Below are 26266 nucleotides of genomic sequence, written 5' to 3' on the forward strand. Positions count from 1 at the left end.
ATCACTGCGCTTACTTAGCGAAATCTTCAATAACAGAGGTGATGAAATGATAAAAGGCTGCCATTTTAGCATTCCTTTTACATACTTATGAAAAACATATCGTTGCGACTAAAAATGTTTATCTTTTCGTTCATAATTGTTATTTTTTCTATCACGACGAGTGGTGCAATTATGATTCATAATCTAGCTGGCGCTTTGGAAAAAGAATTCGGTGCCCGTGCAATAGCTATAGCACGAACGGTTTCGCAGCTGACAGACGTACAAAAAAATGTAGGCACAAAAGAGGGGTTTGAAGTTATTCAACCCATTGCGGAACGTATCCGATTAACAACGGATGTTGATTACATTGTGATCATTGATATGAAACGTATTCGATACTCCCATCCATCTGAAAGTAAGCTAGGTACCGTTTTTGAAGGTGGCGATGAAATAGAAGCTTTTTCACAGCATGAGTACATATCAAAGGCGCACGGTGTCCTTGGCTATTCCATACGAGCATTCGTACCAATAATGAATGAGGAAGGTACAAAACAAGTTGGCGTTATTACTGTTGGGCTACTGGCACCAAAATGGTACAACCTTTTAGACCAATATCAATTTGATATTTTAGTCTCTCTTTTTTGGGGGCTCGTAATTGGTTTAGGTGGGTCTGTATGGGTTGCTAACCATTTAAAACGCCAAACATTGAATTTGGAACCTTATGAAATCGCTCGGCTAGTAGAAGAACGCTCAGGCATTATTCAAGCGATGGATATTGGTATTTTGGCGACTGACGAAAGCGGGAATGTAACATTTATTAACCGATTAGCTAGGCAATATACGCATTTCTTTGGGCATAAAGTTTCCAGAAAAGCATTATTTAAAAACACTTGGCTGGCAGAGGATACTATTCAACAGCACGAAATCTATCGACCACTGTTAATGTTCGACCAAATGTATTTAGTTCGAACATTTCCAATTCGGATTATGGAGCAAAATGCCGGATATCTCATCATGTTAACCGACCGCAAAGAAGCAAATATGCTTGCCGAAGAATTAACGGGTATTAAAATGCTTGTCGATTCTTTGCGTGCACAGCAACACGAATATATGAACCGTCTCCATAGTATTGCAGGGCTTATCCAATTGGAACGAAATGATGATGCATTAAGCCTCATTATCGATGAAATTACAGATGAAGAGGAAATCATTCAAAGCTTGCATGATAAATTTCAAGACTATTCAATTCAAGGCTTATTGCTTGGCAAATACTCACGTGCCAAGGAACTAGGCGTTGAACTAACAATTGATGAAGATTCCAACCTTGTAGATTTTATGAGTGGTTTATCGTGTGGTGACATTATTACCATTATCGGCAACTTACTGGACAATGCAATGGAAGCTTGCTTCGAATGTCCACATAAAGATGTTCACTTAACGATTATTGGGGATAAGCACTTTTTAATTATAGAAGTGCAGGACAGTGGGAAAGGAATAGAAGGCATACCACAGCGTATTTTTGAATACGGATTTAGTACGAAACAAAAAGATGGACACGGTATTGGACTTGCACTTGTCAAACAAATTGTCGAATCCAATAAGGGGACGATTCAAGTAGAATCCACTGTTCATGTTGGTACAACAATTACAATTAATATAGGGGTGATGGACGAACAATGAGCAAACTCACAGTTTTTATCGTAGAAGATGATCCAATGGTGCTTGAGGTTAACAAAGGGTTTTTAAATAAAATGACTGGTTTTCAGCTTATCGGAGAGGCTGTCAACGGACGTGATGCCTACGAAAAAATCATTATTCAAAAACCTAATCTCATTTTACTTGATATGTTCTTACCAGATATGACGGGAATGGAATTGTTTTTAAAAATTCGGGCGCAGCGTATTCCATCCGATATTATTATGATTACAGCCGCTCGTGATGCACCTACTGTACAAGAATCCCTTCGACTTGGTGCAATGGATTATCTCATAAAACCATTTCGTTTTGATCGCTTCGAAAAAGCTTTACAACAATATCGAAACGCTACAAAAAGTTTACTAAGCACCGCGACAATTAACCAAGAGGATATTGATCAGTGGTTAGGCATCCAGCACGAAATGCTTGAACTGCCTAAAGGCTTAAACAACATTACAATGGAACAAATTTTAGGTTACTTAACAACACTTCAGGCACCTATTACTTCTGAACAGCTTGCGCAAAATGTTGGCATGGCGAGAGTAACTGTCCGCAAGTACCTAGACTTTTTAGCAACAAAAGGTACTGTGCAAATCGAATTAAAATACGGAGCTGTTGGACGGCCTACAAAATACTATTCCATTAAATAATGGCATCCTGCGTAATTTCTCCACGTTTGCGATTACTAATAGCAAGAAATAAGAATCTGCTCGCTTTTTGTGGGTAAGCAACAAGCATAGCAATATCCACGTTCTCTTCAGGATTTTGCTATGCTATCGTTTCCCATACAAGACGTGCAGATTCTTTTCTTTTGAGAAGTTTTTTAGCATTAAAGCATTTCAATTCACTTACTTACACATAAGAAAAAAAGCACGCAATCTGTTTTGTAACAGTTTATTAAAATAATAAATTGTTATATACCATAAATACCAAAATGTTCATTAATACCATAATATTGAGTATTTCAATAAATACAATACAATAAAAAGCGTTCACATCTTCAATAGATTAGAGGTGAATTTATATGTGGCGCAATCGTATTCTTAAACAATTTGTGAGCGTTCTCATTTTACTGACAGTGCTGTTAGTTTCCTGTCAGCAACAAGACTACCCTACAGACAATGAGCAATTAAGTCATGAAGAACAAATTGTTATTCGCTTTTCACATGTAGTTGGTGAAAACACACCAAAGGGAATGGCGGCAGTAAAGTTTGCCGAGCTCATTAAACAACGAAGTAATGGTCATGTAGAAATTCAAGTCTTTCCAAATGGTGTTCTTTATAAAGACGGTGAAGAAATGAATGCGCTTTTACGTGGCGATATTCAAATGATTGCACCAGCCATTTCAAAAATTACTACACTCGTTCCCGAATGGTCAGTGATGGACTTACCCTATGCATTTAAAAATGCTGAGGAAGTACATTCATACATTGATAGTGAAGTGGGTCAATCATTAATGAAGAAATTAAATGACCACAATCTGTTTTCAATGGGTGTTTGGGATAGTGGATTCAAACAATTGAGTAATAGTATCCGCCCTATCCAAGATGTCTCTGACTTAAAAGACTTACGCATGCGCATCATGCCAAGTGATATTTTAGCAGAACAATTTTTAAGTGTTGGTGCCTATCCAAAACGCATAGATTTCAACACGGTCTTCCATCAACTACAAAAAGGCAATGTAGATGGACAGGAAAATACTTTAACAAATATTACAAGTAAAAACCTCCATTCCTTACAAGACTACTTAACTATTAGTAATCATGGTTATTTAGGTTATTTGCTACTGATGAACAATGAGTTCTGGCAATCCTTACCGAAGGATGTTCAAACATTGCTTATTGAAACGCTTGCAGAAGTACAAGAATGGGAATGGCAACTGGCAGAAAATCTTACAGCAGAACGTTTGCAAGAAATGGAAGCTTGTAGTTGTATCAATATTCATTACTTTACAGATGAAGATGTTCAGCAATGGGAATCTGCATTTGACCCAGTGTATGAGTATTACGCAAATAACTATAACAAGAAATATATACTGGCACTGCCAAAAAACCAATCACGTCATTAACTTGGGTTTAAAGGGGATCCTTTTAACTATAATCAAAACTTTAAGGGGGATTTGACATGAAAAAATGGCTTCTTATGTCACTGATGGCTGTGCTTGTACTAGCATTAGCCGCGTGTGGTGGCGACAAAAAAGAAACAGCCTCTGCTCCAGCAGCTGAAGGAGATGGTGGTTATACAAAAGATAAACCGCTTGTTATTAAATTTTCTCACGTTACATCAATTGACAGTGTTAAAGGAAAAGCTGCCGATGCTTTTGCAAAATTAGTTGAGGAGAAAACTGACGGTAAAGTGAAAGTTGAAGTTTATCCTTCTTCTCAATTATATGGCGATAATGATGAACTGGATGCATTAGTATCTGGAAACGTACATATGATTGCTCCATCTGTTACAAAAATGGTGAAAATTGACCCTCGTTGGCAATACGTAGACATGCCTTACCTTTTTGAAAACGAAGAGCATGTTCGTAAATTCTTTGATTCTGACGTAGCAAAAACCATTCTTGAATCCGATCAATTAGCCGCAAATGATATTAAAGGTTTAGTATTCTGGGAAAACGGCTTTAAACATTTTTCAAATAACAAACACCCACTTGTAAATGTTGAAGATTTTAAAGGTTTAAAATTCCGTGCACAAGCAGGGAAAGTTCTTGAAGCACAATTTAAAGCTTTACATGCTGGCTCAGCAACGATTTCATTCGGTGAAACATACGCTGCTCTGCAACAAGGAACTGTAGATGGTCAAGAAAATACGTTCAACAACTTCGATACTCAAAAATACCAAGAAGTTCAAAAGTACTTTTCTGTATCTGAACACGGTCGTCTTGACTACGCTATCTTTGTGAACAAACCTTTCTGGGATAAAATTCCTAGCGATTTATTAAAAGCGGTTGAAGATTCTTTAAATGAGGCTACAACGTTAGCTTGGGATTTAGCTGCTGAAGAAAACGCCAAATCGTATGAAAACATTAAGAACTCTGGCATTGAAGTAGTTGAATTAACAGCTGCTCAAAAAGAGGCTATCAAAGCTGAACTTGAGCCCGTTTACGAAGAGTTTGGCAAAGCGATTACTGAAGATTTAATTAATGGTATTCGTGATTTAAAATAAGCGCTTTAAATTGAGTGTCGATGACTTATCGACACTCACTCTTTTTCTTAAAGTAAATCGCTTACAATATTTCGAAAAATTGATAGACAGAATGCATTCTCATTTTACTTTAAATCGGAAAATACAATCATCATATTTTAAGGAGGCATCCGCATGAATATTTTACATAAACTATGGGGGTATCTAGAGGAAATCCTTGCTGGATTCTTTTTCGTAGCTGGTATTGCACTGATTTTCTACGGTGTAATGATGCGTTATATTTTTAATGAACCCCAAGCTTGGGTAGAAGAATTAGCACGTTACGCCATTATTTGGGGAACATTTCTTGGCTTTGGTTTAGCACTTCGTCACAATCAGCACATCCAAGTAGATATTTTATACGATAAATTAAAACCATCCCAGAAACGAATTTTAGATTTAGTAGCAACATGCTTAAGCATCGTCTTTTGTTTCATTTATACGTACTATGGATTTATTTTAGTTGAAAACCGCTATACATCAGGTATGGTATCACTAGACATCGGCATTCCTATGTGGGTTGTCTACTTAGTACTGCCAATTTCAGGTGTGTTATTTTTACTACGATTTGTAGAAAGATTAGTCAATATTTTAAGAGGAAAGGACGAAGAATATGCTAATCCTCTTACTTAGTTTCTTTATTTTATTATTTTTACGTGTACCTGTCGCAGTCAGCTTAGCGCTTTCAACGATTCTAGTGTTCTTCCAAATTGATTTCAATATGAATATGATTCCACAGCGTATTTTCACAGCTCTCGATTCATTCCCGATGATGGCTATTCCGGGATTCGTTCTTGCAGGTGTACTTATGGCACGTGGGGGCATTTCTAAGTATTTAATAGAAGCATTACGCGCTTGGATTGGACATCTCCCTGGCGGTCTCGCAGTTGTAACCATTGTTGCCTGTGCGATATTCGCAGCCATTTCGGGTTCTTCCCCTGCTACGGCTGCTGCTATCGGTTCCATTATGATTCCTGCCATGATTTCAGCTGGCTATAAAAAGCGCTACTCTATGGGACTTGTAGCTGCTGGTGGTACACTCGGCATTTTAATTCCTCCAAGTGTTCCTTTAATCATTTATGGTATAACTTCCGAGCAATCTATCGGTGAATTATTTATGGCTGGGGTTATTCCAGGTCTTGCGTTAACTGGTATTTTAATCGTTGCTGCTATCTTCTATGCAAAACGCAATGGGTTTCATGGCGATGAGCCGGCATCTTGGGAAGTTCGCTGGCGGAAATCACTAAATGCCATTTGGGGTGGCTTCTTACCGTTTTTAATTTTAGGAACGATCTATTCTGGCGTTGTCACACCTACTGAATCGGCTGTGATTGCAGTATTTTACGGATTAGTCGTGTCACTATTTATCTATCGTGAAATGAAGTTAAAAGACTTCCGTGAAGTATTAGTTGAGTCTATTAATATTACTGCGATGATTTTCTTAATTATCGGTGCTGCGTCTTTATTCGGTTTATATTTAACGAACGCACAAGTTCCTCAACAAGTTGGTGCTTGGATTGCGGAAAGTGACTTGAACAAATGGATTTTCATGATTATCGTCAATATTTTATTCTTTATCATGGGGATGTTCTTAGAAGCAGTATCCATTATTCTCATAACGCTACCAATCTTGTTACCAATCCTTGTTCATTTTGATATCAACCTTATTCACTTTGCGATTATTATGACAATCAATATGGAGCTTGGTATGATTACACCTCCTGTAGGTCTAAATCTCTTTGTAGTAAGTGGTATTGCGAAGGAAAAACTCGGAGAAGTAGTCAAAGGAGTTATTCCATTTATTATTTTAATGATTGTGTTCTTAGCACTCGTTATCGTACTTCCACAATTATCACTTTGGCTACCAGAACAAATGAAATAACGTGCCAGGCACCGAAATTATTCTGAATATTCACATTCGTTTCGGTGCCTGCCACTTAAAAAGAGCTTTTATTTCTTTATAATAAATACAAAGGATAATTCCTAAAAGAATCAACAACGAACCATAAATTTGAATGCTTGTCGGAAGCTGATGTAAAACCATCGCACTTAAAATCATCGCAATAGCTGGTTCAAAATTTAATAATAGCGATGCATTTGTCGACCCTACTTCTTTCATTTTTCTATTCCACATTAAATTGCTAATTCCATGAATAATAATTGCTGAAACAATTAAAAGTAACCACATTGGAAAACCCACTTGGCTATTCTTTTGAGACAATACAGAAGTTCCAAACGGCAACAAAACAAGTAGACCAATTATATTTGTATAAAAGGTAATTACCTCAGCAGATATTCTGACACTTAGGTCATTGACTATTATGAGGAACAAGGCAAAACTTAACATTGTTATTAAGCTTAGTATTTCACCTTTACCAATCGAAATGCTTCCGTATGCTCCTTTGGTAATAATCATAGAAACCCCTACTAATGAGATAATAGCACCTACCCAAAATATGCCATTACGATATTCATTAAAGATGAGTTTATTAAGAAGTGACGTAACAATGGGTGCACAGGCTAAGATAAGCGCTGCTGTAATCGGCGTTGTATGCTGAAGGCTTGCATAAAAACTATAATGATTTATCGCAACACCTAAAATGCCAGCAGCAAATAATAATAAAATATCCTTTCGTGTAACTGATACATGTACAATGGATTGCCAACTAATACAAGTTAAAAAAAGAACTATAACTAAAAGCCTGTAAATGGCAATTGCTAGAGGGTCCCAATGATGAACGAGTATAGAGCCGATGATAAAATTACTAGCCCAAAAAAATACACAGCTAAATAAAATCATGTACGTTGTTAGTTGTTTCATTAGTAGCACCTTCTCACATAATTAAAAATGTCCGATAATAGCTTTTACAAGCATGTTCGAAAGCCCTCCTATAAAAATCCGCAGCCGCACTACAATAAAAAAACCGCTTTGCTTCCTTTTGCAAAGCATCTCTAACAAAATGCATTACGTAAGCATAGGAATGTCAGGCGGATTTTTGTTTAGATAAAGGGAGACCATTTCAAGATGAGAACGGCATTAAGTATGCCGCTCCCACAAATTAACGAATAAATTTTCCTTTAGACATGACCGTCCGATCTAAAGGTCTTCTTGCAATAACTTCGGCACTTGATACCGCATCAAAAAACACAAAGCTCGCTTCATCATTGATATTTGACCAAACCTTCTGACCATTAGTATCTAACGGAGTAATACCATTAGTAATATATTTTAATGTTTGGCGAATAGAACGTTCATCTAACTTTCTTGAAACTTCTGCAAAAGTAGTCGCTTTTTCTAGAACATCTCCAGAACCATACGGACTCCAGGAATCATAAAATCCATCACAACCAAAATGAACATCAACCCCATGCTCTGCTAACAAATCAATTGGTGGCATCACACGATTAAGATTATAAGGCACTGTCGACATGATTTTCACTCGTTGTTCCGCTAGTCGAGTTGCTATAGCATGTTGTTCCATTACAGATACATCACCTAATGCAAATGCATGACTTATGGCTGTTCTCCCTTGATAACCGGCTTCTTGGACAATATCTAGCCATTTATCAATTGTATAGTAGCCCACATGCCCGCCATCATGTAAGTGAATATCTACATCGACATTAAACTCATTAGCAATATCCATCGTCTCATATAAAGAACGCTCTATAGTATTATCAATGCCCGCAGGATCAAGTCCCCCAATCATTGTAGCACCATGGCGTAATGCCTCACGTAGTAACTGCGGTACATGCTCTCTTAGTAAACCATGCTGTGGAAACGCAATAACCTCTGCTGTCACAATATCTTTATAATCATCTAATGCGGCTAAAACACCTTCTAAATTTTTCAACCCAATGTATGGATCAATATTGACATGCGTACGTATATGATTAGTGCCGTTACTTATAATTTTTTCAATCATAGCAACAGCTCGCTGTTTCCCTGTATTAGCTAAAATAGGTAGTTCTCTCGCTTCTTGCTCTAATCGATCTTTTAAATTTTTAGCTGGTATAACAGCCTTCCACGGTAATGATAAGTATGTTTTATCTAAATGATTATGCATTTCTTTAAATGCGGGTAAAAGGAGCTTTCCCTTCATATCTGTCATAGGTTGCGTTGCATTAATTGATTGTGTGGCTGGAATAATCTGCGAGATAACACCTTGCATAATTTCAAGATGAAAAAGCTCAACCTTTGTACCAACTGTATCATTTTCTTTTACATACTCTCCTGTTTCAAGTAGAACATTTGTCAGCCATTGCTTCATCTGAATTCTCCTTTCAACTCTCCCACATCTTGCTGGTGAATAATGTTGCCTTGTGAAATAACAGTAGAGATTGGACATCTTCTAGCTACAACATGTGCTGTACTAACGCCATCTACTAACAACATATTGACCATATCACCAACCTTCTACCATACACGCTCACCCTCATCATTCAATGGTGTTATGCCGCCAGATGCATATTTCCATGCACGACTTAATGAATATTCATCCATAAAACGGAATCTTTCAGCCATCACATTTAATTTTGTAATCGTATTGCCCGTTCCATATGGGGACCAATGATCCGTTAAACTATCGTGTCCCACAGAAACGTTGACCCCTTTTTCATATAAATATGGGATTGGTATCGTAGCGCGATGGATGGCAATTGGTACTGTTGTTGTCACATCCATTTGAACAGAAGCCATTGCTTGTACTAAATTTTCTAGTTGAGGCTGTGGTAAATCAGCTAGTGCCATCGCATGACTAATCGTCACTTGCCCTTCTTTTTTGGCTTGCTTTGTCAAATCAATTAACTTATAAAATTCAAATTCACCCAATGTATTGGCTGTATGAATATGAATATCGATACCAGTATGATAGTCTTGTGCTATTTGCATTGTTGTTTGGAGTGATTTATCAATATTTCGATCAACAATTGATGGATCAACACCACCCACTAACGTAGCCCCCATTGTCATTGCTTCACGCATTAACCCCTCTACATTGGAGCGAAGAAAGCCGTGCTGTGGAAAAGCAACTATGTCGTAAGTAATTTGTTCCTTATATTTCTCTAATACTTGCTTTGTAATTTCTATATGTTTCGTGCCAATTTGCGGATCAACATTACAATGGGAGCGAATGTGTGTATGCCCTTGTGCAATTAGCCATTTTACCATCTCCTCAGCGCGATAAGCCGCTGTCGGCAATTGCTTCGGTAATAGAAGTTGTTCTTCCTCAATGCGTGTTAGTATTCCTTTAGTAATTGGTCTTGGTGCTTGCCATTCACCACCAAAATACGTTTTATCGATATGAATATGCATTTCTCGGAAGGAAGGCACTAATAATTGTTGTTGGGCATCCAGTACCTTCATATCATCAGTAACAGGTATATTTTTATCTAGTTGTTTTACATGTCCATTTTCTATTAGGACATCATAAATAGCTGTTCGAGTTGCGACAATATGCTCTTTTTCATGTTCAAAAGCTTCTTCTAATCTCACATTTTTTAGCAATAGTGTGTTCATCGTTTACTCTCCTCATTAGTATTTGGATGACTATCTTTATTGGACAATCTCTACACCACTAAGCATTGTATAATTTGATGCATCCAACCAAAAGCCCTTTACAGCATTACTATAAACCGCTAAATGCTCATAATTACGAACAGGAATATATACTGCCTCATCTAGCTCTAATTGCATCGCCTTTTTATAGATGTCATTGCGTTTAGATTGATCTGATTCAGAACGTCCTTCTTCAATTAACTGATCAATTTCAGGATTACTATAATAGAAATGATTGCCTGGTGCGCCCATGGAAGCTGTATGGAACAGATTGTATTGATTATAATCAGCGTCACCTGTTGCATTGCCCCAGCCACTAATGAACAATTGATGCTGTTCTTTTGTGATTTCTGAAATAAATGCACCGTATTCCATCACTTGAATTTCAACATCTAAGCCAATACCCTTTAATTGTGATTGCACAACTTCAGCCATATTAATGCGCTCTTTGCGATCACTTGTTAATAACTTCACTTTCGTCCCTTCTTTAATGCCAGCCTCTTTTAACAATTGTTTTGCCTTTACAACATCATAATCATAAGCCTTCGTTTCGCTTGAATAACCAATTACTTTTGGACTCATTGCTGAATTTGCAAGGGTGCCTACATTATTATAGATACCACTAATAATAGCTTCACGATCAACCGCATAGCTAATCGCTTGACGTACTTTGACATTTGATAGTAAGGAATCTTTCACATTAAAGCCAATAAACTCAACGGCAAGTCCCTCTGTTCGGAATAAATTCATTGTTGATGATTTTTCAATTCTGTCAATATCCGTCACTGGTACTTGATCGGCAATATGCGCTTCTCCGCTTTCAATCATCGCTAAACGTGTTGAATCTTCCGGTACGATTTTAAATGTCACGTTATCAATCTTTGGTACAGCACCCCAATATTCTTTATTCGTATTTAGTGTAATTGCTTGACCTGATTTCCATGATTCAAAAATAAATGGACCTGTCCCAACTGGATGTGTGGCAAGTTGATCTGCTGATTCACTTACAGCTTTCGGACTAATAATACTACTTTCTTGGCTCGCTAAAATAGATAGTAGCGGTGCATACGAATTTTTTAGTTTCAATGTCACAATATATGGATCATCCACTACGACTTCGCTAATCATAGATAACTTATCGCGTTGTGGTGAGCCTGTCGCTGGATCTAATATACGACTAAATGTCGCTTTTACAGCCTCTGCATTAAAGTCTTCACCATCGTGAAACTTGATGCCTTTATTTAATGTAAATGTCCAAGTTAGCTCGTCCTTTTGCTCCCATGATGCTGCTAGTAACGGAACAATTTTTCGATCTCTATCAAAGGCAACTAATGTTTCATAGACCTTACCATGAATAATATTTGCTGAAGGTATATCCGTTATAAAATGAGGATCAAGACTAGTAGCATCTGAAGCCCTTAACACAATAAGTTCCCCTCCTACACTTTTGGCTCCTTCCTTTGCTCCTTCCGTACTATTGTTACTTGCAGTGGAACAAGCTTGCAATAGAACGACAGTCATTAGTGCTAACAATAAAAACATTTTCATTTTCCTCATAACTACTCCTCCTCGTTTGTTCGTTACTTACAATTCGAATTATAAAGAAATAAAATTTACTTGTTTTTTAAAATCTTTACTTGTTTTTTAAATTTTCTGACTAATCTCCCTTGAAATATTTACTTTCGATGCTCTTTTCAATAAATTGATAACACATCTATATAAAAAAGGAGTAATCATTATGGAGAAAGTAACGACTACAGTGAATCATGCAATCTTATTGGATGCCCGCAAAGCCTCTCGGAAAAAGAATAGAATTAATTTTCTTAACAAAATGGCAAAAAATAAAGCGGCAGTTGTAGGTGGCATCATTATTCTACTCTATTTCATTATGTTTCTTATTGGGCCAATTATTGCACCATATGATCCATTCGATGTGCAATTGGAACAAAAATTACAGGAACCAAGTTTAGCCCATTTAATGGGGACTGATGATAAAGGACGTGATATTTTTAGTCGAATTTTATATGGTGCACGCCTTTCAATTGGTGTTGGTTTTTCAGCCGTACTTTTTGGTGGAACGATTGGCACATTGTTAGGGCTTATTGCAGGCTATTACGGCAAATGGATTGACTCCATTATTAGCCGAATATTGGACATCATGTTAGCCTTCCCTGGTATATTACTAGCTTTGGCCATTGTCAGTGCATTAGGACCAAGTCTTATCAATGTCACAATTGCTGTTGGCTTTTTCTCAATCCCGATGTTCGCTCGTATTGTGCGCGGTTCCACAATGGAAGTAAAAAAATTGGAATACATTGATGCTGTCAGAACGCTTGGAGCAAGTGATGTCACAATTTTAGCAAAGCATGTTTTCCCTAATATTTTATCACCAATTATTGTACAAGCATCTATGCGTTTAGCTACAGCTATATTATCTGCTGCAGGTTTATCTTTTTTAGGTTTAGGTGCGCAGCCTCCATCTCCTGAATGGGGAGCCATGTTATCGAATGGTAGGGACTTTATTTTTACTGCTCCATATATGGCAATGTTTCCTGGCCTCATGATATCCATGCTTGTTCTGGGCTTTAACTTATTTGGTGATGGGTTACGCGATGCACTAGATCCAAGGATGAAAAATTAAAGGAGTGTGAACGAAATGACACTATTTATTTTAAAACGAATTGCACAAATTATCCCCGTTACATTAGGTGTCACCCTTGTTGTATTTTTAATTATGCAGATGATTCCTGGTGACCCTGCATTGATTTTAGCTGGTGAAGGTGCTTCCAATGAAACAGTTGAAGAGTTACGCGAAAATCTAGGTTTAAACAAACCTCTTTACGTTCAATACGGTGAATATATTAGCAATCTTTTACATGGGGATATGGGGCATTCTTTAAAAAATAAACAGCCCGTACTTGAGGAAATTACGACACGTTTACCGATTACAATCGAGCTTGCGTTATACAGTATTTTCATCACCATTGTGCTAGGCCTGATTGCCGGGATTATTTCAGCAATACGACCATACTCGATTTTAGATGCAGGCTTAATGGTTGTTGCGCTCTTAGGTATTTCACTACCTAGTTTTTGGCTTGGTATTTTATTAATGTATGTTTTTTCTGTTCAGCTACAATGGCTACCTGTAGCAGGATGGGAAAGCGCACAACACATTATTTTACCTGCAATAACGCTTGGGGCTGGTGGGGCTGCTATTGTTGCTCGTATGACACGCTCCAGTATGCTTGAGGTTGTTAATCAAGATTACATTCGCACAGCAAAAGCAAAAGGCCTAAAAGGTTACGTGATTATTTTAAAACATGCATTACGCAATGCTTTAATCCCTGTTATTACTGTAGTAGGTTTACAGTTTGGTACTTTACTTGGTGGTACAGTATTAGTAGAATCCGTTTTTGCTGTCAACGGACTTGGGCGTATGATTGTTGATGCGATTCGTACACGGGATATACCCGTTGTACAAGGAGGTGTACTAGTAGCTTCTTTAATCTTTGTTATCATCAATCTTTTTGTAGATATTTTATATCGAATATTTAATAAACGCATTGATTTAAACTAGGGGGGAATTAAACATGAAAGGACATACAGTGTTAGAAGTAAAAAATTTACAAACTTATTTTTATTCCTGTGAAGGAGTCGCGAAGGCAGTAGATGGTGTGTCATTTATACTTCATAAAGGAGAAACGTTGGGAATTGTTGGTGAATCAGGCTGTGGAAAATCTATGACTTCTCTCTCCCTTTTGAAATTAGTGCCTACTCCACCAGGTAAAATTATTAATGGTGAAATACTGCTAAACAATACAGATTTACTGAAACTATCGGATGAAGAACTACGGAAAATAAGAGGCAATAAAATATCCATGATATTTCAAGAACCGATGACTAGTTTAAATCCCGTCTTAACCGTTGGAGAACAAATCGCCGAAACTATCCGCTTACATCAAGGCTTATCTCGCAAGGAAGCTTGGCAACAGGCAGTTGAAATGATTCGCCTCGTCGGCATACCCGCGCCAGAAAAAAGAGCAAAACAGGAGCCCTATCAATTAAGTGGTGGAATGCGGCAACGTATTATGATTGCCATGGCTTTAGCTTGTAAACCAGATGTATTAATTGCTGATGAACCCACAACAGCCCTAGACGTGACGATACAAGCACAGATTATCGATATCATTAGAAACTTACAACAACAATTAGGAATGAGCATTATTTTTATTACGCATGACCTTGGCGTAGTAGCTGAGATTTGCGATAAAATTGCGGTGATGTACGCTGGACAAGTAGTAGAAGAAGGTTCTACAGATAGTCTTTTTGAAAAGCCGCTCCATCCTTATACAAATGGCTTAATTCAATCATTACCAAAGCTCTACGAAGATCAAGAAGAACTATCAACAATCCATGGTACAGTACCGAGTCCCTATCATTACCCAATTGGCTGTCGTTATGCTGAACGATGTCCATTTGCAACCGAGCTCTGTCGCGAGCAACAACCAGAACTTATTATGGTCGAACAAGATAAGAAAGTAAGATGTTGGATGTATAGTGACGAGTGGCAAGGACAATCAGCGAAGGAGGAGATGATGGTATGACAATCAAAGACAACAGGCAGCCATTATTACAAGTAAGCGATTTAAAACAACATTTTTTCTTAAAAAAAGAAAAGCTCTTTGGTGCGCAGCAAGTTGTAAAAGCTGTAGATGGTGTTTCTTTTGAAATTATGCCAGGAGAAACGCTAAGCATCGTCGGTGAATCAGGCTGTGGGAAATCGACAACAGGTCGTGCTATTTTAAGGTTGGATGAACCGACATCTGGAGAGGTATTGTTGTTCGGAAAAAATTTAGTTGAAATGAATAAAAAAGAGCTTCGGGTGGCTAGAAAGGATATTCAAATTATTTTTCAGGACCCTTACGCTTCACTTAATCCGCGTAGAACGATTCGCAAAATGCTTTCTGAAGCTATGTCTATTCAAAAAATTGTACCACCTGCGCAACAGGAATCACGCATGCTAGAATTAATGGCACTTGTCGGATTACGTCCTGAATATCTCGAGCGCTATCCACACGAGTTTTCTGGTGGACAGCGACAGCGAATAGGTATAGCAAGAGCACTCGCCGTTAATCCAAAAATTATTATTTGCGATGAATCGGTTTCTGCATTAGACGTTTCCATTCAAGCTCAAATATTAAACTTATTAAAAAAGCTGCAACGCGAGTTGGATTTAACATTTTTATTTATCTCTCACGATTTAAGTGTTGTTCGACACATCTCTGATCGTGTCATGGTGATGTATCTCGGAAAAGTAGTCGAAATCGCGGACAAGAAGTCCCTATTCTCTCAACCGCTCCATCCCTATACAAAAGCATTATTGTCATCTATACCAATTATCGATAAGCAACACCGTAAGGAACGTATTATTTTAAAAGGTGATATCCCATCACCGCTAAATCCACCTACTGGCTGTAGTTTTCACACGCGCTGTCCGTTTGCAACTGATAAGTGTAGAGTTGAAGTACCAGCATTACGGGAAATAAAAACAACTCAAAAGGTAGCTTGCCATTTTGCAGAAAATTTAGTTTAATGTAACTTAAACAAAACAGGAGAGATTATTTTCAATATGTTACAACTAGAAACTTTCAATATCTATATTCTCCTATGTGTAATTGCTCCAATTATTGGAGCTTTTCTGCTTACATTCATATTTATTTTTGAAAAGCAGATTGATAGCCTTGAAGAAGAAAAAAGACATTTGGAGTTAGAACAAGATTTACAGCGTGCAAATATACTCCAACTCAATCAACAAATACAGCCGCATTTCTTTTTTAATGCTTTAAATTCTTTGCTAAGTCTAGCCCGTATTAATCGTAAGGAAGATTTAGTTGCGGGCATTGAGGCATTAGCAACATTTTTTAAATTTAAATACAATAATCACGAGGTTTTAATTGCCTTAAAGAACGAGATGCAATTTGTTGAGAGTTATTTAAATATTCAGCAACTACGTTTCGGACATCGTTTAACGATACACAAATATATAGACCAAGAAGCTCTTTCTGTAAAAATTCCTCCGTTTATTTTTCAAACGATTATTGAAAATGCCTTTAAACATGGATTTGAGAAGCATGCAGGACCTGCGGAGCTGTCCATTTATATAAAAAAATTAGATAGCGTTTTACAGATTGAAATTAAAAATACACAATCCAGCGATACAGCACGCAAACAAATAGAAGATGAATTGCAGCAAGGTTATGGCCTTGAAAATGTACAAAAACGTCTTGAACTGATTTATGGGCTTGAAAATATTATATTTTCAACTATTAGTGAGGAGCAGCTTTATACCGTTACTATTCATGTTCCTGCGTATGCTTTAGATGTAAATCCAAGCTAAAAGAAAGGATGAAGCAACATGAATATATTAATCACCGATGACGAGCCTTTAGAGCTTGAACAAATGATTTATTTATTAAAGCCCCATTTTCCAAATTGGAAATTTCACACTGCTCTCGATGCTTCTCAAGCATTACAATTAGCCAAAAAGCATCGCATAACAATCGCCTTTTTAGACATTCAAATGCCTGGAAAAGATGGCATTACGTTAAGCAAGGAATTAAAACAACTTTATGAATTAGATATTATTATGGTGACTGCATTTCAAACCTTTGAATATGCACAAAAAGCTTTGCGCATCGGGGTGACAGATTATTTAACGAAGCCTGTTATTGCTAGTGAATTAAACGATATCGTTGAAAAATATAAAGCATGGAGTTCCAACCATGATGCGATACAAAGTGCACTTTCATTTATTCATGAAAATTATCATGAAAAACTTACGCTCAATATCATTGCTGAAAAAATACATTTAAATCCAAGTTATTTAAGCCGTAAATTTTTAGAAGAACAATCGATTGGCATTAACGAGTATATTAATAATTATCGCTTAGAGATGGCGATTAAAAAGATGAATGAAAACATGGAGGCAAGTATGTCCACAATTGCAGAAAGCTGTGGTTTTAATAGCCAGCATTATTTTAGTGTCGCTTTTAAGAAAAAATATAATCAGTCGCCACGTCAATATAAAGTATCACAAATGTATAAAGGATCGTAAAACCTATGTATTTTAACAAACGTTCACTTCTTGTACCGCTTGCCAGTTTAAGTACAACAGCCGGCGTCATCATACTACTAGCAAGATGGATTAGTGGCAATTTTTTATTATCTTCTCCATCAGCACTTATTTCTTATGGTTTTATGGCTGGTATTTGTTATACGGTAGCAATAGCCCTATCGTTTATCATTATTGGATTCTTTTTAAATAGAAATGGCTATTCACAAAGCCAACACAAACAAAGCTTTTTAATAATGAAAATGCAAGAAAAATTAAATGGCATGAATTTAAAAGTAGTACAGTTATTTTACTTATTAACTGGTATTGAAATTTGGTTAATTCAATTAATAAGTATTAGTGTATTATCCACTATTATGTTAAATATACCAGTCCCCATTACAATAGCTATATTTCTAATCGGTATGTTAGTATTGGATAGATTCATATCTTTAAAAGGGATATTATGGTTAGATGCACTATTTATCATGATGCTATTTTCTCTACTCATTTTTATTCCTATTTTTTATTTTGTGCAAAATGGCGCTAGCACTGTTTATGAAGGAATTCGTTTATACCATCCTTATTTATTTTATTTTAAAAACAGCGAAATTCTATTGTTCTATATTGTGATTCAATTAGCTATTTTAGGGCAAGTGTTGGTGGATAAATCTACATGGTATTTGATTGCCTTTGTAAAACCGAAAAAAGTACGCCGTAGCTTATTTTCATCAGGTGTGATTTTAGCCTTATTAACGTTATCCTTTACAGCCATTCTAATGATTGCGCTATATAGTGGTTCTTACGGGGAATTCCAAATTTTATTACTTACTTTTTTGTATGAAGTACAGCCAGGTTTTCTTACATTCGCTTTTCTTATGATTACACTTTTTGCAATTATAACTACATTGCTAGTAGAGATGCGCGCAACAAAACGCTTTTTTTCTACAAGAAAACCTTATTATTACTATTTAATCGGCTTAATGGTGCTTTTATTCAGTCTATTTGTATCAATCAACATAACAATTTTAGGTGTGATTTATACTTTCGCCTTTATCCATATTACAATGTTACCTTTTATGATCATTCTTTTATTTGTAAACCGAACTATTCATAAGCTTAGTTGGTTAGCAATATTGCTCTCTATTGCGATTGGTATTGGTGTTGGCGTACAGTTTAATCTTTTAAATGGTTTAGCCGTTAGCTTTACAGTATCATGCATCTTTCAATTATCGCTTCAGCAGGCAAATCGTATACCCATAGTAGACGATTAGCACCAACACTTTTCTATCAAACTTTACATTTACAAAAAAGATGTTTCGCAAATTAGGCGAAACATCCTTTTACTTATTGAATCCAAATAAGGAAAGCGATAAATATAATAGATGTGTAAGTTGTAGTTGTTAATGCTACGTAATGTCTTTTTTCATGTCTGCCAAAATAATATTCGATTGCTAAATTAGGTAACAATATAACTAAAATGAGCACAAAGTCAGCAGCAATAAATATAATCCATGATTTTAAGTTAAATATACATAGCACAATCACATTGATAAACTTATTAAGATATACGACTTTCTTATGATTGTCACTTACATACTTCGGCTCTTTTGGAATATGGAATTTCCAGCGAACGGCTCTCTCTGCTACCCAAGCCCCTAGCCAAATGAAACCAATCCATACGAGAAAGACCAAAAAGTTAAAGTCCAATTTCTTAAAATTAAAGTCTGTAAATGCGGATATAGCCTCCCCATCATTGACCTCATAAAATTTATTGGTTTTTAGATCGAGAAAGGCAAATTTGTCATCACTTTTAAACATCTGGAGCTTTACCACTTGCCCATTACTAAATTCTATCCATAAATTATTAATTAAGTAATACTCCTCTGATTTTTGTCTTACCACTGCCTTTTGAAGCATGTTCTCAAACAGCTTTGTCTCAGTCCCTTTTACGTACTCTTGTTGCCCTATTACCCAACCTGTTCTCCCCGCTTTAAATGAATCTTCATACCAATTTTGTGCAATTGACAATTGCTGTATTTCTTCATTTTGCGCTAGTTCAACAATTGAGGCATGCTGTACATATTCCGTTTGCTGCCATGGCCCACTCGCAATCAAAAAAAGTAGTGTCACCATTATCCCTACAATTATTGCTGGATATTGCCATTTGCTAATTTGTTTGTACTGTTGTTGTGCGGCTTGGTGCACAATGCGCTCCTTTAATCCTTTTGTAAAACGTGGTGTTTCGCCTATTTCCTCATTCAGCTTCTTTTTAAAAGATGTCATCGCCTAGCACCTCCCAATCGCTTCGTTCGAGTTTGTTTTGTAACAGTTGTCTCGCTCTACGCAACCTCGTTTTCACTGTATTTTCTGTACTACCTAGTACATCTGCAATTTCACGTACTTTTAATTCCTGATAATAATAAAGAATCAATACTTCCCGATAAGTAATAGGTAACTCAAATAATGCCGCTTGCAATGTAACTCGTTCCGCCGCTTTAATGACATCGCTTTCTGGCGTTCTTTTACTAATACCAAAATGAAATTTGCTAAGTAATTGATGACGTTTATTTTTCCAGCTTCTTAAATAATCATGACTTTTATGTACTGTAATTTTTACTAAATAAGTTTTAAGCGAAGCTCTTTGTTCAAAGCGATGCTGTTGCAAATAGTAGGCGAGAAATACATCTTGTACGATTTCTTCTGCAATCGACCAATCTCGTACATATAAATAGGCCACACGAAGGCAATACTCGCCGTGCTCTTCCATAATGGCTGTTAAATGCTCACTCACTTGAGCCCCTCCTTTATTCATTCATCCTATAGTCGTAAAATTTTTAAAGTTGGTTTCACTTTAACAAAAAAAGTGCCCCCGCTTCGGACACTTTTTTTCGTAGCATCGTTTTAAAACTTTAGAATCGTCCCTATTTCTTACATTCTAATTTGCTTAGAGCTGTTTTCTATTTCGTCCATAACTAACATTAACTCCTAAACATTTGCCTTTTAGGTTACATGCTTGTGCCATATTTTTCGCTCGATATGATTTATCTGTTGGCGTTGATGCTTGTACTTTATAATTGTGCTACTTTCGATGTAGCATCTACCATACGTTTGAATTCCTGCCACTATTTCTTCCATTACGTGTCGACCTCTTCATTGTTAGCAAGATACTGTTTGCTTCCTTTCCGCTCAATCCCTGTATACGTGGCTCGTTTATCGCAATGCATGTAATGTTCCTATTCCCAACGACATTTATAAAAAAAAGCCGTGAAGTACGCTTCTTACAACGTATTTCACGGCTTCTTGTTTAATTATTTAACAACAATATTAACAAGCTTTCCTGGGATAACAATAATTTTTACCAAGTTTTTGCCCGCCATATATTCTTGTACTTTTTCATCGGCTAATGCTACTTTTTCAATTTCTTCTTTTGAAGCATCTTTTGCTACGATAATTTTCGCACGTACTTTACCTGCCACTTGAACAGCAACTTCCACTTCATCGTCCACAAGCTTAGACTCATCATACGCTGGCCATTCTTCATAAGATAATGTATTTTCATGACCTAATAGTTGCCATAGCTCTTCAGCAATATGCGGAGCGATTGGTGCTAGTATTTTCACAAATCCTTCAGCATAGGCTGTTGGAAGTACTTCTGCTTTGTAGCAGTCATTAATAAAGACCATCATTTGTGAAATAGCAGTATTGAAGCGAATCCCTTCGTAGTCTTCTGTCACTTTTTTCACTGTTTGGTGATATGACTTTTCTAAAAACTTATCGTCTGAAGTTTGCACTTTCGCTGATAGCGTACCTTCTTCGTTGACAAACAAACGCCAGATGCGGTCTAAGAAACGACGAGCACCGTCTAAACCATTAGTAGACCATGCAACTGAAGCCTCTAATGGACCCATGAACATTTCATAAAGTCGTAGTGTATCTGCACCGTGTGACTCTATGATTTCATCAGGGTTCACGACATTGCCTTTTGATTTAGACATTTTTTCATTACCTTCACCAAGAATCATACCTTGGTTAAATAATTTTTGGAATGGCTCTTTCGTGTGCACTACACCTAAATCGTATAGTACTTTATGCCAGAAGCGCGCGTATAGTAAATGCAATACTGCATGTTCTGCTCCACCAATATAAATATCAACCGGTAACCAACGTTTTAGTAACTCTGGATCAGCAATCGCTTCTTTGTTGTTAGGGTCAATATATCGTAGGAAGTACCAGCTAGAACCTGCCCATTGTGGCATTGTATTGGTTTCACGACGACCTTTTTTGCCTGTTTCAGGATCTACAACATTTACCCAATCCGTAATATTCGCTAATGGTGATTCCCCTGTTCCAGATGGACGAATATTATCTGTTTTTGGAAGCATTAATGGTAACTCCGCTTCTGGAACTGGAGTTGTTGTACCATCTTCCCAATGGATCATTGGGATTGGCTCACCCCAATAACGTTGACGAGAGAATAGCCAGTCACGAAGACGATAAGATACCTTTTTCTCCCCTACACCTTTTTCCTCTAGCCATTCAATCGCCTTTGCAATACCATCTGCTTTATTTAAACCATCAAGGAAATCAGAGTTAATGTGCTGACCGTCACCTGTAAATGCTTCTTTGTCGATATCTCCACCTTCAAGTACAGCAACGATGTCTAAACCAAACTCTTTAGCAAATTCATAATCACGTTCGTCATGTGCAGGAACAGCCATAATCGCACCAGTTCCGTACGTCGCTAACACATAATCAGCAATCCAAATTGGTACTTTTTTGCCGTTAATCGGATTTACTGCATAAGCGCCTGTAAATACACCTGTTTTTTCTTTGGCTAAATCTGTACGCTCTAAGTCTGATTTCATTTTTACTTTTTCAAGATATGCATTGACAGCAGCTTGTTGTTCAGCTGTTGTAATTTCAGCCACTAGTTTATGCTCTGGTGCAAGCACTGTATATGTTGCACCGAATAGCGTATCAGGGCGTGTTGTAAATACCGTAAAGTTTTTGTCCGACCCTTCGATGCTAAATGTTACTTCTGCACCTTCCGAACGACCAATCCAGTTACGTTGCATGTCTTTAATGGATTCTGGCCAATCTACTTCTTCTAAATCGTCGATTAAACGATCCGCATAAGCTGTAATTTTAAGTATCCATTGTTTCATTGGACGACGTTCTACTGGATGTCCGCCACGTTCAGACTTCCCATCGATAACTTCTTCATTCGCAAGCACTGTACCTAGAGCTGGGCACCAGTTTACCGCCACTTCATCTACATAAGCTAAGCCCTTTTTATATAATTGAATGAAAATCCATTGTGTCCATTTGTAGTATTCTGGATCTGTAGTGTTAATTTCACGATCCCAGTCATAACTAAAGCCTAACTCTTGAATTTGACGTTTAAATGTCGCAATATTTTTTGCTGTAAATTCTGCTGGGTCATTCCCAGTATCAAGTGCATATTGCTCGGCAGGTAATCCAAATGCATCCCATCCCATCGGATGTAGAACATTAAAGCCTTGCATACGTTTGAAACGTGAAAGGATATCTGTCGCTGTATAACCTTCTGGATGTCCTACGTGAAGTCCCGAACCTGATGGGTAAGGGAACATATCAAGCGCATAAAATTTCGGTTTATCCATTTCATTTTCTGTTTTGAATGTTTTGTTGACATCCCAATACTGTTGCCACTTTTTTTCAATTTGTTGATGATTAAAGCTCATTATTTTTCCTCCTTATAGTATGTGCAGTACCACTTATCGTAAGAATTGACAAAATATTTAAAAAATAAAAAAACTCGCCCCTTTCTTTGTTAGAAAGGGACGAGAGTATTCTTAACTCCCGCGGTACCACCCAAATTAGTGATTACACTCGGCTCAAGCTTCCTTAACGCGGAAATAACGGCAAACGTAAAATTTCATATTACGTATGCAGACTCAGCAGGCGAGTTCAATTTGCATCCTTACTAGCTTCCACCAACCGCTAGCTCTCTAAAAAGAACCACAAATTTACTATTCCTCATCAATGTCTTTACATGTATTGCATTTATTCTAATGGAAAGTTCTGAAAAGCACAAGCATCTTTTTATGGTGCCTGACACGCACACAATTTCCACACAATTATCAAAAAAATTTTTTCTATGCTTATTTTCACCAACAATTTTTCATTTCAACCTTCTATGCACATGAAAAATAAAAATAGTCATTACTTTCGTAACTCCCGTCTAATTGACGTTCTTTACATGCTTTTTTATGCTAAAGAAAAAAGCAAAGGAGGCAATAGCGTGTGCCAAGAAAAAAACGGCTTTGGTCCCCAGATCATTATCATCATGTAGTAGTACGCGGTAACAATCGTCAAACTATTTTTCACAATGTAGCAGATTACGAAGCTTTCTTTCGTGTATTACAATATGCTTATCACAAATATTCGTTTACGATTGTTGCCTATTGCGTTATGACTAACCACTATCACCTGCTGATTCGTTCACCCAAAGTGCCACTAGGCAAAGTGATGGCCAATGTTAATTGGCGTTACAGCAATTACTTTAAAAAGAAGTACAACTATTGCGGTCATCTATATGAGAGTCGATATTTTGCAGACCTTGTTCCCTCACAACTCGACATGCTTAGTGTTAGTCGCTATATTCACCGCAATCCTATCTCAACGTCTCCCCCTATGGTTGACAAAATGGAGGACTATCCTTATAGCTCGTATTATCTCTACAAGCATCCTATATCTTCAAGCTTCCCCTTCTTTGATACAAGTATTCTCAATAGCTTTTTTCTTCAAACATCGCAATGCCACTCACTATCTTACTGCCAATATTGCGAGGAACATGAAAGCAAATCATGTAATGTAGCACCCCAATAGGAAAGCTCCACACGACAATCCATCGTGTGGAGCTTTCCTGTTCAATCGTCATCAATTGTCAGAATCTTTTCCGTGCCTGTCACTCGAAAAGTCAGCACATTCATGGAAAGCGAAATGTTTACAACCAAGGCATTTATTCATATCTAAATGTGTCAATGCTCTATTTATAGCTTCTCCTGTATGTTCAAAAAAATGATCTTGTCCAATTTGAGCATATAATCCATTACGCATAAGCGCTAGTTTTAAGTCCTCTTGTATGCCCGTGACGAAGACCTTGCCACCACGCTTTGTAAAGTTCTCCACGATATTGCTAAAATAAGACTCACCTGTGGAGTCCATAAATGGCACTTTTCCCATACGTAAAATCAGGACGCTTGGTTGTTCTTGCATAGAATGCAGTAATGTCTCTTCAAACGTTTGCGCTGCACCAAAAAACAGTGGACCCTCAATCGTATAAATACTAATTTGTGGACAATCATGCTTTTGATTGACAACATAAGGTTGTACCTTTCCATTCTTTTTTGTATGGTCAGGTAATACTTTATCTATAACCAACTTCTCACTCATTCGTTTAGCAAACAACACAACGGCTAAGCCAAGACCTACTTCAACAGCAATCGTTAGGCTAGCGAAAACGGTAAGCAAAAAAGTAATAATTAATACAAGTGAATCTCCAGATTTCGCTTTTACAATATGAGCAAAATGTTTTTGTTCACTCATATTCCACGCAACGACCATTAGTACTGGTGCCATACTTGCTAACGGAATATGCGAAGCAAAGGGCGCTAATAACAATAATGTGACTAATACAAACACACCATGAATAATACCTGACATTGGTGATGCAGCACCCGTTTTAATATTGGTTGCCGTACGTGCAATCGCCCCTGTAGCAGGAATCCCGCCAAATAATGGTGTAATAATATTCGCTATGCCCTGTCCTACAAGCTCACGATTACTATTATGTTTCGTATTGGTCATACCGTCAGCAACAACTGCTGATAAGAGCGACTCAATCCCGCCCAAAATGGCAATCACAAAGGTAGGCCCAATCAATAATTGTAATCGTTCCAAGGTGATTTCTGGTATTGAAAACTTCGGTAACGTATTAGGAATTTGACCGTAAGCCGTAGCAATTGTTGCAACCTGTCCTGAAAAAAAGAAGGTAGCAACAAGTGTAGAAACAACAATGCCTACTAATGCTCCAGGTACTTTTGGAAAAAATTTAGGTGTTAAAAGGATAATTACAAGACAAATAACCGCTATGAAAATACTATAATAATTAATTGTTCCTATATGCACGAACAACTCTTTCATATTTGCGATAAAATATTCATGACGTGTAATATTTGTTAAACCTAAAAAATTAGCTATTTGCCCAGTAAAAATGATAACCGCAATACCCGCAGTAAAGCCTATCGTTACAGGACGTGGTATAAATTTTATAAGAGTACCTAGCTTGAAAAGGCCCATTAAACATAGCAGCACTCCCGCCATTAACCCCGCAATTAATAAATTTTCATAGCCATATGATAAGACAATGCCTAAAAGAATTGGCACAAAAGCACCTGTTGGTCCACCGATTTGGAATTTTGAACCTCCAAATAGTGAAATAAGTATGCCCGCAATACACGCTGTATAGATCCCATATTCTGGTTTTACACCGGAAGCAATGGCAAAAGACATCGCTAGTGGAATTGCAACAATCCCAACAATTATGCCAGATAATAAGTCCTTTTTAAAATGATCAACTGAATACCCTTCATACCGACCTGTAAACAGTGATTTCATACAATAATCTTCCCTTCGAAATAATTAAGTTTTTCGAATCCAGTTCAGTAAGGGGTGGTAAATGTATTACA

The 26266-nt window shown here is 37.1% G+C and carries 21 protein-coding genes, 1 pseudogene and 1 other annotated feature; of the genes and pseudogenes, 14 read left to right on the plus strand and 8 right to left on the minus strand.

Annotated elements, in window-relative coordinates:
• Positions 1-171 precede the first annotated feature (171 nt).
• From LO754_RS17790 to LO754_RS17815, 6 genes are all read left to right on the plus strand, one after another.
• A complete protein-coding gene (locus tag LO754_RS17790) occupies positions 172-1659 on the plus strand; it encodes an ATP-binding protein (RefSeq protein WP_231784933.1) in 1488 nt (495 codons plus the stop codon).
• Positions 1656-2324: a response regulator gene (locus tag LO754_RS17795; protein WP_024363730.1), complete on the plus strand. Its 669-nt coding sequence runs from the start codon at positions 1656-1658 to the stop codon at positions 2322-2324. Before LO754_RS17790 ends, LO754_RS17795 begins: the two co-directional genes overlap by 4 nt.
• Before the next feature lie 374 nt (positions 2325-2698).
• On the plus strand, positions 2699-3742 hold the full coding sequence (locus LO754_RS17800; protein WP_229387416.1) for a DctP family TRAP transporter solute-binding subunit: 1044 nt from the start codon (positions 2699-2701) through the stop codon (positions 3740-3742).
• 56 nt (positions 3743-3798) lie between these two features.
• Entirely contained in the window at positions 3799-4845 is a 1047-nt protein-coding gene (locus tag LO754_RS17805; protein WP_024363728.1) for a DctP family TRAP transporter solute-binding subunit, read from the plus strand.
• Between the two features lie 153 nt (positions 4846-4998).
• Positions 4999-5496 (plus strand): TRAP transporter small permease, encoded by a 498-nt coding sequence (locus tag LO754_RS17810; RefSeq protein ID WP_024363727.1) that lies wholly within the window; start codon positions 4999-5001, stop codon positions 5494-5496.
• Complete coding sequence (locus tag LO754_RS17815; protein ID WP_231784934.1) at positions 5477-6745, plus strand: TRAP transporter large permease subunit; 1269 nt, start codon at positions 5477-5479, stop codon at positions 6743-6745. Before LO754_RS17810 ends, LO754_RS17815 begins: the two co-directional genes overlap by 20 nt.
• 30 nt (positions 6746-6775) lie before the next feature.
• On the opposite strand, the gene LO754_RS17820 is transcribed toward LO754_RS17815, so the two are convergent.
• The 4 genes and pseudogenes from LO754_RS17820 to LO754_RS17840 all read right to left on the minus strand — a co-directional run bounded on the left by LO754_RS17820 (position 6776) and on the right by LO754_RS17840 (position 11977).
• Positions 6776-7684, minus strand: a complete 909-nt coding sequence (locus LO754_RS17820; protein ID WP_231784935.1) for a DMT family transporter — start codon at positions 7682-7684, stop codon at positions 6776-6778.
• Between the two features lie 238 nt (positions 7685-7922).
• The gene (locus tag LO754_RS17825; protein ID WP_231784936.1) at positions 7923-9134 is read right to left on the minus strand and encodes an amidohydrolase; all 1212 of its coding nucleotides are present in this window, start codon (positions 9132-9134) and stop codon (positions 7923-7925) included.
• Positions 9131-10381, minus strand: a pseudogene (locus LO754_RS17835) (amidohydrolase family protein). Before LO754_RS17835 ends, LO754_RS17825 begins: the two are co-directional and overlap by 4 nt.
• A gap of 36 nt (positions 10382-10417) precedes the next feature.
• Positions 10418-11977, minus strand: coding sequence for a glutathione ABC transporter substrate-binding protein (locus LO754_RS17840; protein ID WP_029747345.1), 1560 nt, complete (start codon positions 11975-11977; stop codon positions 10418-10420).
• Positions 11978-12158: 181 nt separating this feature from the next.
• Here LO754_RS17840 and nikC point away from each other — a divergent pair, with 181 nt between their 5' ends.
• The 7 genes from nikC to LO754_RS17875 are packed head-to-tail and all read left to right on the plus strand — an operon-like array spanning position 12159 to position 18805.
• Positions 12159-13061 (plus strand): nickel transporter permease, encoded by a 903-nt coding sequence (gene nikC, locus LO754_RS17845; protein WP_024363721.1) that lies wholly within the window; start codon positions 12159-12161, stop codon positions 13059-13061.
• 15 nt (positions 13062-13076) lie between these two features.
• Positions 13077-13997, plus strand: coding sequence for a nickel ABC transporter permease (nikB, locus tag LO754_RS17850; RefSeq protein ID WP_108029988.1), 921 nt, complete (start codon positions 13077-13079; stop codon positions 13995-13997).
• Between the two features lie 13 nt (positions 13998-14010).
• Positions 14011-15024: an ABC transporter ATP-binding protein gene (locus LO754_RS17855; RefSeq protein ID WP_231784939.1), complete on the plus strand. Its 1014-nt coding sequence runs from the start codon at positions 14011-14013 to the stop codon at positions 15022-15024.
• A complete protein-coding gene (locus LO754_RS17860) occupies positions 15021-16013 on the plus strand; it encodes an ABC transporter ATP-binding protein (RefSeq protein WP_024363718.1) in 993 nt (330 codons plus the stop codon). Before LO754_RS17855 ends, LO754_RS17860 begins: the two co-directional genes overlap by 4 nt.
• A 36-nt stretch (positions 16014-16049) precedes the next feature.
• Positions 16050-16817 carry a sensor histidine kinase gene (locus LO754_RS17865; RefSeq protein ID WP_024363717.1) on the plus strand — a complete coding sequence of 256 codons (768 nt, stop codon included), beginning with the start codon at positions 16050-16052 and terminating at the stop codon, positions 16815-16817.
• An 18-nt stretch (positions 16818-16835) separates the two neighbouring features.
• Positions 16836-17534, plus strand: a complete 699-nt coding sequence (locus tag LO754_RS17870) for a response regulator transcription factor (protein WP_231784940.1) — start codon at positions 16836-16838, stop codon at positions 17532-17534.
• A 5-nt stretch (positions 17535-17539) separates the two neighbouring features.
• Entirely contained in the window at positions 17540-18805 is a 1266-nt protein-coding gene (locus LO754_RS17875) for a cation-translocating P-type ATPase (RefSeq protein ID WP_231784941.1), read from the plus strand.
• A 73-nt stretch (positions 18806-18878) separates the two neighbouring features.
• Here LO754_RS17875 and LO754_RS17880 read toward each other — a convergent pair whose 3' ends face one another.
• The 3 genes from LO754_RS17880 to leuS all read right to left on the minus strand — a co-directional run bounded on the left by LO754_RS17880 (position 18879) and on the right by leuS (position 23257).
• Positions 18879-19817, minus strand: coding sequence for a hypothetical protein (locus LO754_RS17880; protein WP_229387428.1), 939 nt, complete (start codon positions 19815-19817; stop codon positions 18879-18881).
• The gene (locus tag LO754_RS17885) at positions 19804-20325 is read right to left on the minus strand and encodes a sigma-70 family RNA polymerase sigma factor (protein ID WP_024363713.1); all 522 of its coding nucleotides are present in this window, start codon (positions 20323-20325) and stop codon (positions 19804-19806) included. Before LO754_RS17885 ends, LO754_RS17880 begins: the two co-directional genes overlap by 14 nt.
• Positions 20326-20842: 517 nt before the next feature.
• Entirely contained in the window at positions 20843-23257 is a 2415-nt protein-coding gene (gene leuS / locus LO754_RS17890; RefSeq protein WP_231784942.1) for a leucine--tRNA ligase, read from the minus strand.
• A gap of 92 nt (positions 23258-23349) precedes the next feature.
• Positions 23350-23568, minus strand: a binding site (T-box leader).
• 251 nt (positions 23569-23819) lie between these two features.
• On the opposite strand from leuS, the gene LO754_RS17895 reads away from it, so the two are divergent.
• A complete protein-coding gene (locus LO754_RS17895) occupies positions 23820-24404 on the plus strand; it encodes a transposase (RefSeq protein WP_231784943.1) in 585 nt (194 codons plus the stop codon).
• A gap of 51 nt (positions 24405-24455) precedes the next feature.
• Here LO754_RS17895 and LO754_RS17900 read toward each other — a convergent pair whose 3' ends face one another.
• Positions 24456-26195 (minus strand): sulfate permease, encoded by a 1740-nt coding sequence (locus tag LO754_RS17900; RefSeq protein ID WP_231784944.1) that lies wholly within the window; start codon positions 26193-26195, stop codon positions 24456-24458.
• Positions 26196-26266: the final 71 nt, after the last annotated feature.

The sequence above is a fragment of the Lysinibacillus sp. GJ-1 genome, from assembly GCF_021166035.1.
In the GTDB taxonomy this organism is placed as follows: domain Bacteria; phylum Bacillota; class Bacilli; order Bacillales_A; family Planococcaceae; genus Lysinibacillus; species Lysinibacillus sphaericus.

What these genes read in the sequence shown, in the direction of transcription:
- LO754_RS17855 (WP_231784939.1), top strand. Translation starts at nt 14,011, where the DNA reads ATGAAAGGACATACAGTGTTAGAAGTAAAAAATTTACAAACTTATTTT.
- LO754_RS17840 (WP_029747345.1), bottom strand. Translation starts at nt 11,977, where the DNA reads ATGAGGAAAATGAAAATGTTTTTATTGTTAGCACTAATGACTGTCGTT.
- LO754_RS17800 (WP_229387416.1), top strand. Translation starts at nt 2,699, where the DNA reads ATGTGGCGCAATCGTATTCTTAAACAATTTGTGAGCGTTCTCATTTTA.
- LO754_RS17790 (WP_231784933.1), top strand. Translation starts at nt 172, where the DNA reads ATGATTCATAATCTAGCTGGCGCTTTGGAAAAAGAATTCGGTGCCCGT.
- LO754_RS17815 (WP_231784934.1), top strand. Translation starts at nt 5,477, where the DNA reads ATGCTAATCCTCTTACTTAGTTTCTTTATTTTATTATTTTTACGTGTA.
- nikB (WP_108029988.1), top strand. Translation starts at nt 13,077, where the DNA reads ATGACACTATTTATTTTAAAACGAATTGCACAAATTATCCCCGTTACA.
- LO754_RS17825 (WP_231784936.1), bottom strand. Translation starts at nt 9,134, where the DNA reads ATGAAGCAATGGCTGACAAATGTTCTACTTGAAACAGGAGAGTATGTA.
- LO754_RS17880 (WP_229387428.1), bottom strand. Translation starts at nt 19,817, where the DNA reads ATGACATCTTTTAAAAAGAAGCTGAATGAGGAAATAGGCGAAACACCA.
- LO754_RS17810 (WP_024363727.1), top strand. Translation starts at nt 4,999, where the DNA reads ATGAATATTTTACATAAACTATGGGGGTATCTAGAGGAAATCCTTGCT.
- LO754_RS17865 (WP_024363717.1), top strand. Translation starts at nt 16,050, where the DNA reads ATGTTACAACTAGAAACTTTCAATATCTATATTCTCCTATGTGTAATT.
- LO754_RS17875 (WP_231784941.1), top strand. Translation starts at nt 17,540, where the DNA reads ATGTATTTTAACAAACGTTCACTTCTTGTACCGCTTGCCAGTTTAAGT.
- LO754_RS17900 (WP_231784944.1), bottom strand. Translation starts at nt 26,195, where the DNA reads ATGAAATCACTGTTTACAGGTCGGTATGAAGGGTATTCAGTTGATCAT.
- LO754_RS17860 (WP_024363718.1), top strand. Translation starts at nt 15,021, where the DNA reads ATGACAATCAAAGACAACAGGCAGCCATTATTACAAGTAAGCGATTTA.
- LO754_RS17820 (WP_231784935.1), bottom strand. Translation starts at nt 7,684, where the DNA reads ATGAAACAACTAACAACGTACATGATTTTATTTAGCTGTGTATTTTTT.
- leuS (WP_231784942.1), bottom strand. Translation starts at nt 23,257, where the DNA reads ATGAGCTTTAATCATCAACAAATTGAAAAAAAGTGGCAACAGTATTGG.
- LO754_RS17805 (WP_024363728.1), top strand. Translation starts at nt 3,799, where the DNA reads ATGAAAAAATGGCTTCTTATGTCACTGATGGCTGTGCTTGTACTAGCA.
- LO754_RS17870 (WP_231784940.1), top strand. Translation starts at nt 16,836, where the DNA reads ATGAATATATTAATCACCGATGACGAGCCTTTAGAGCTTGAACAAATG.
- LO754_RS17795 (WP_024363730.1), top strand. Translation starts at nt 1,656, where the DNA reads ATGAGCAAACTCACAGTTTTTATCGTAGAAGATGATCCAATGGTGCTT.
- nikC (WP_024363721.1), top strand. Translation starts at nt 12,159, where the DNA reads ATGGAGAAAGTAACGACTACAGTGAATCATGCAATCTTATTGGATGCC.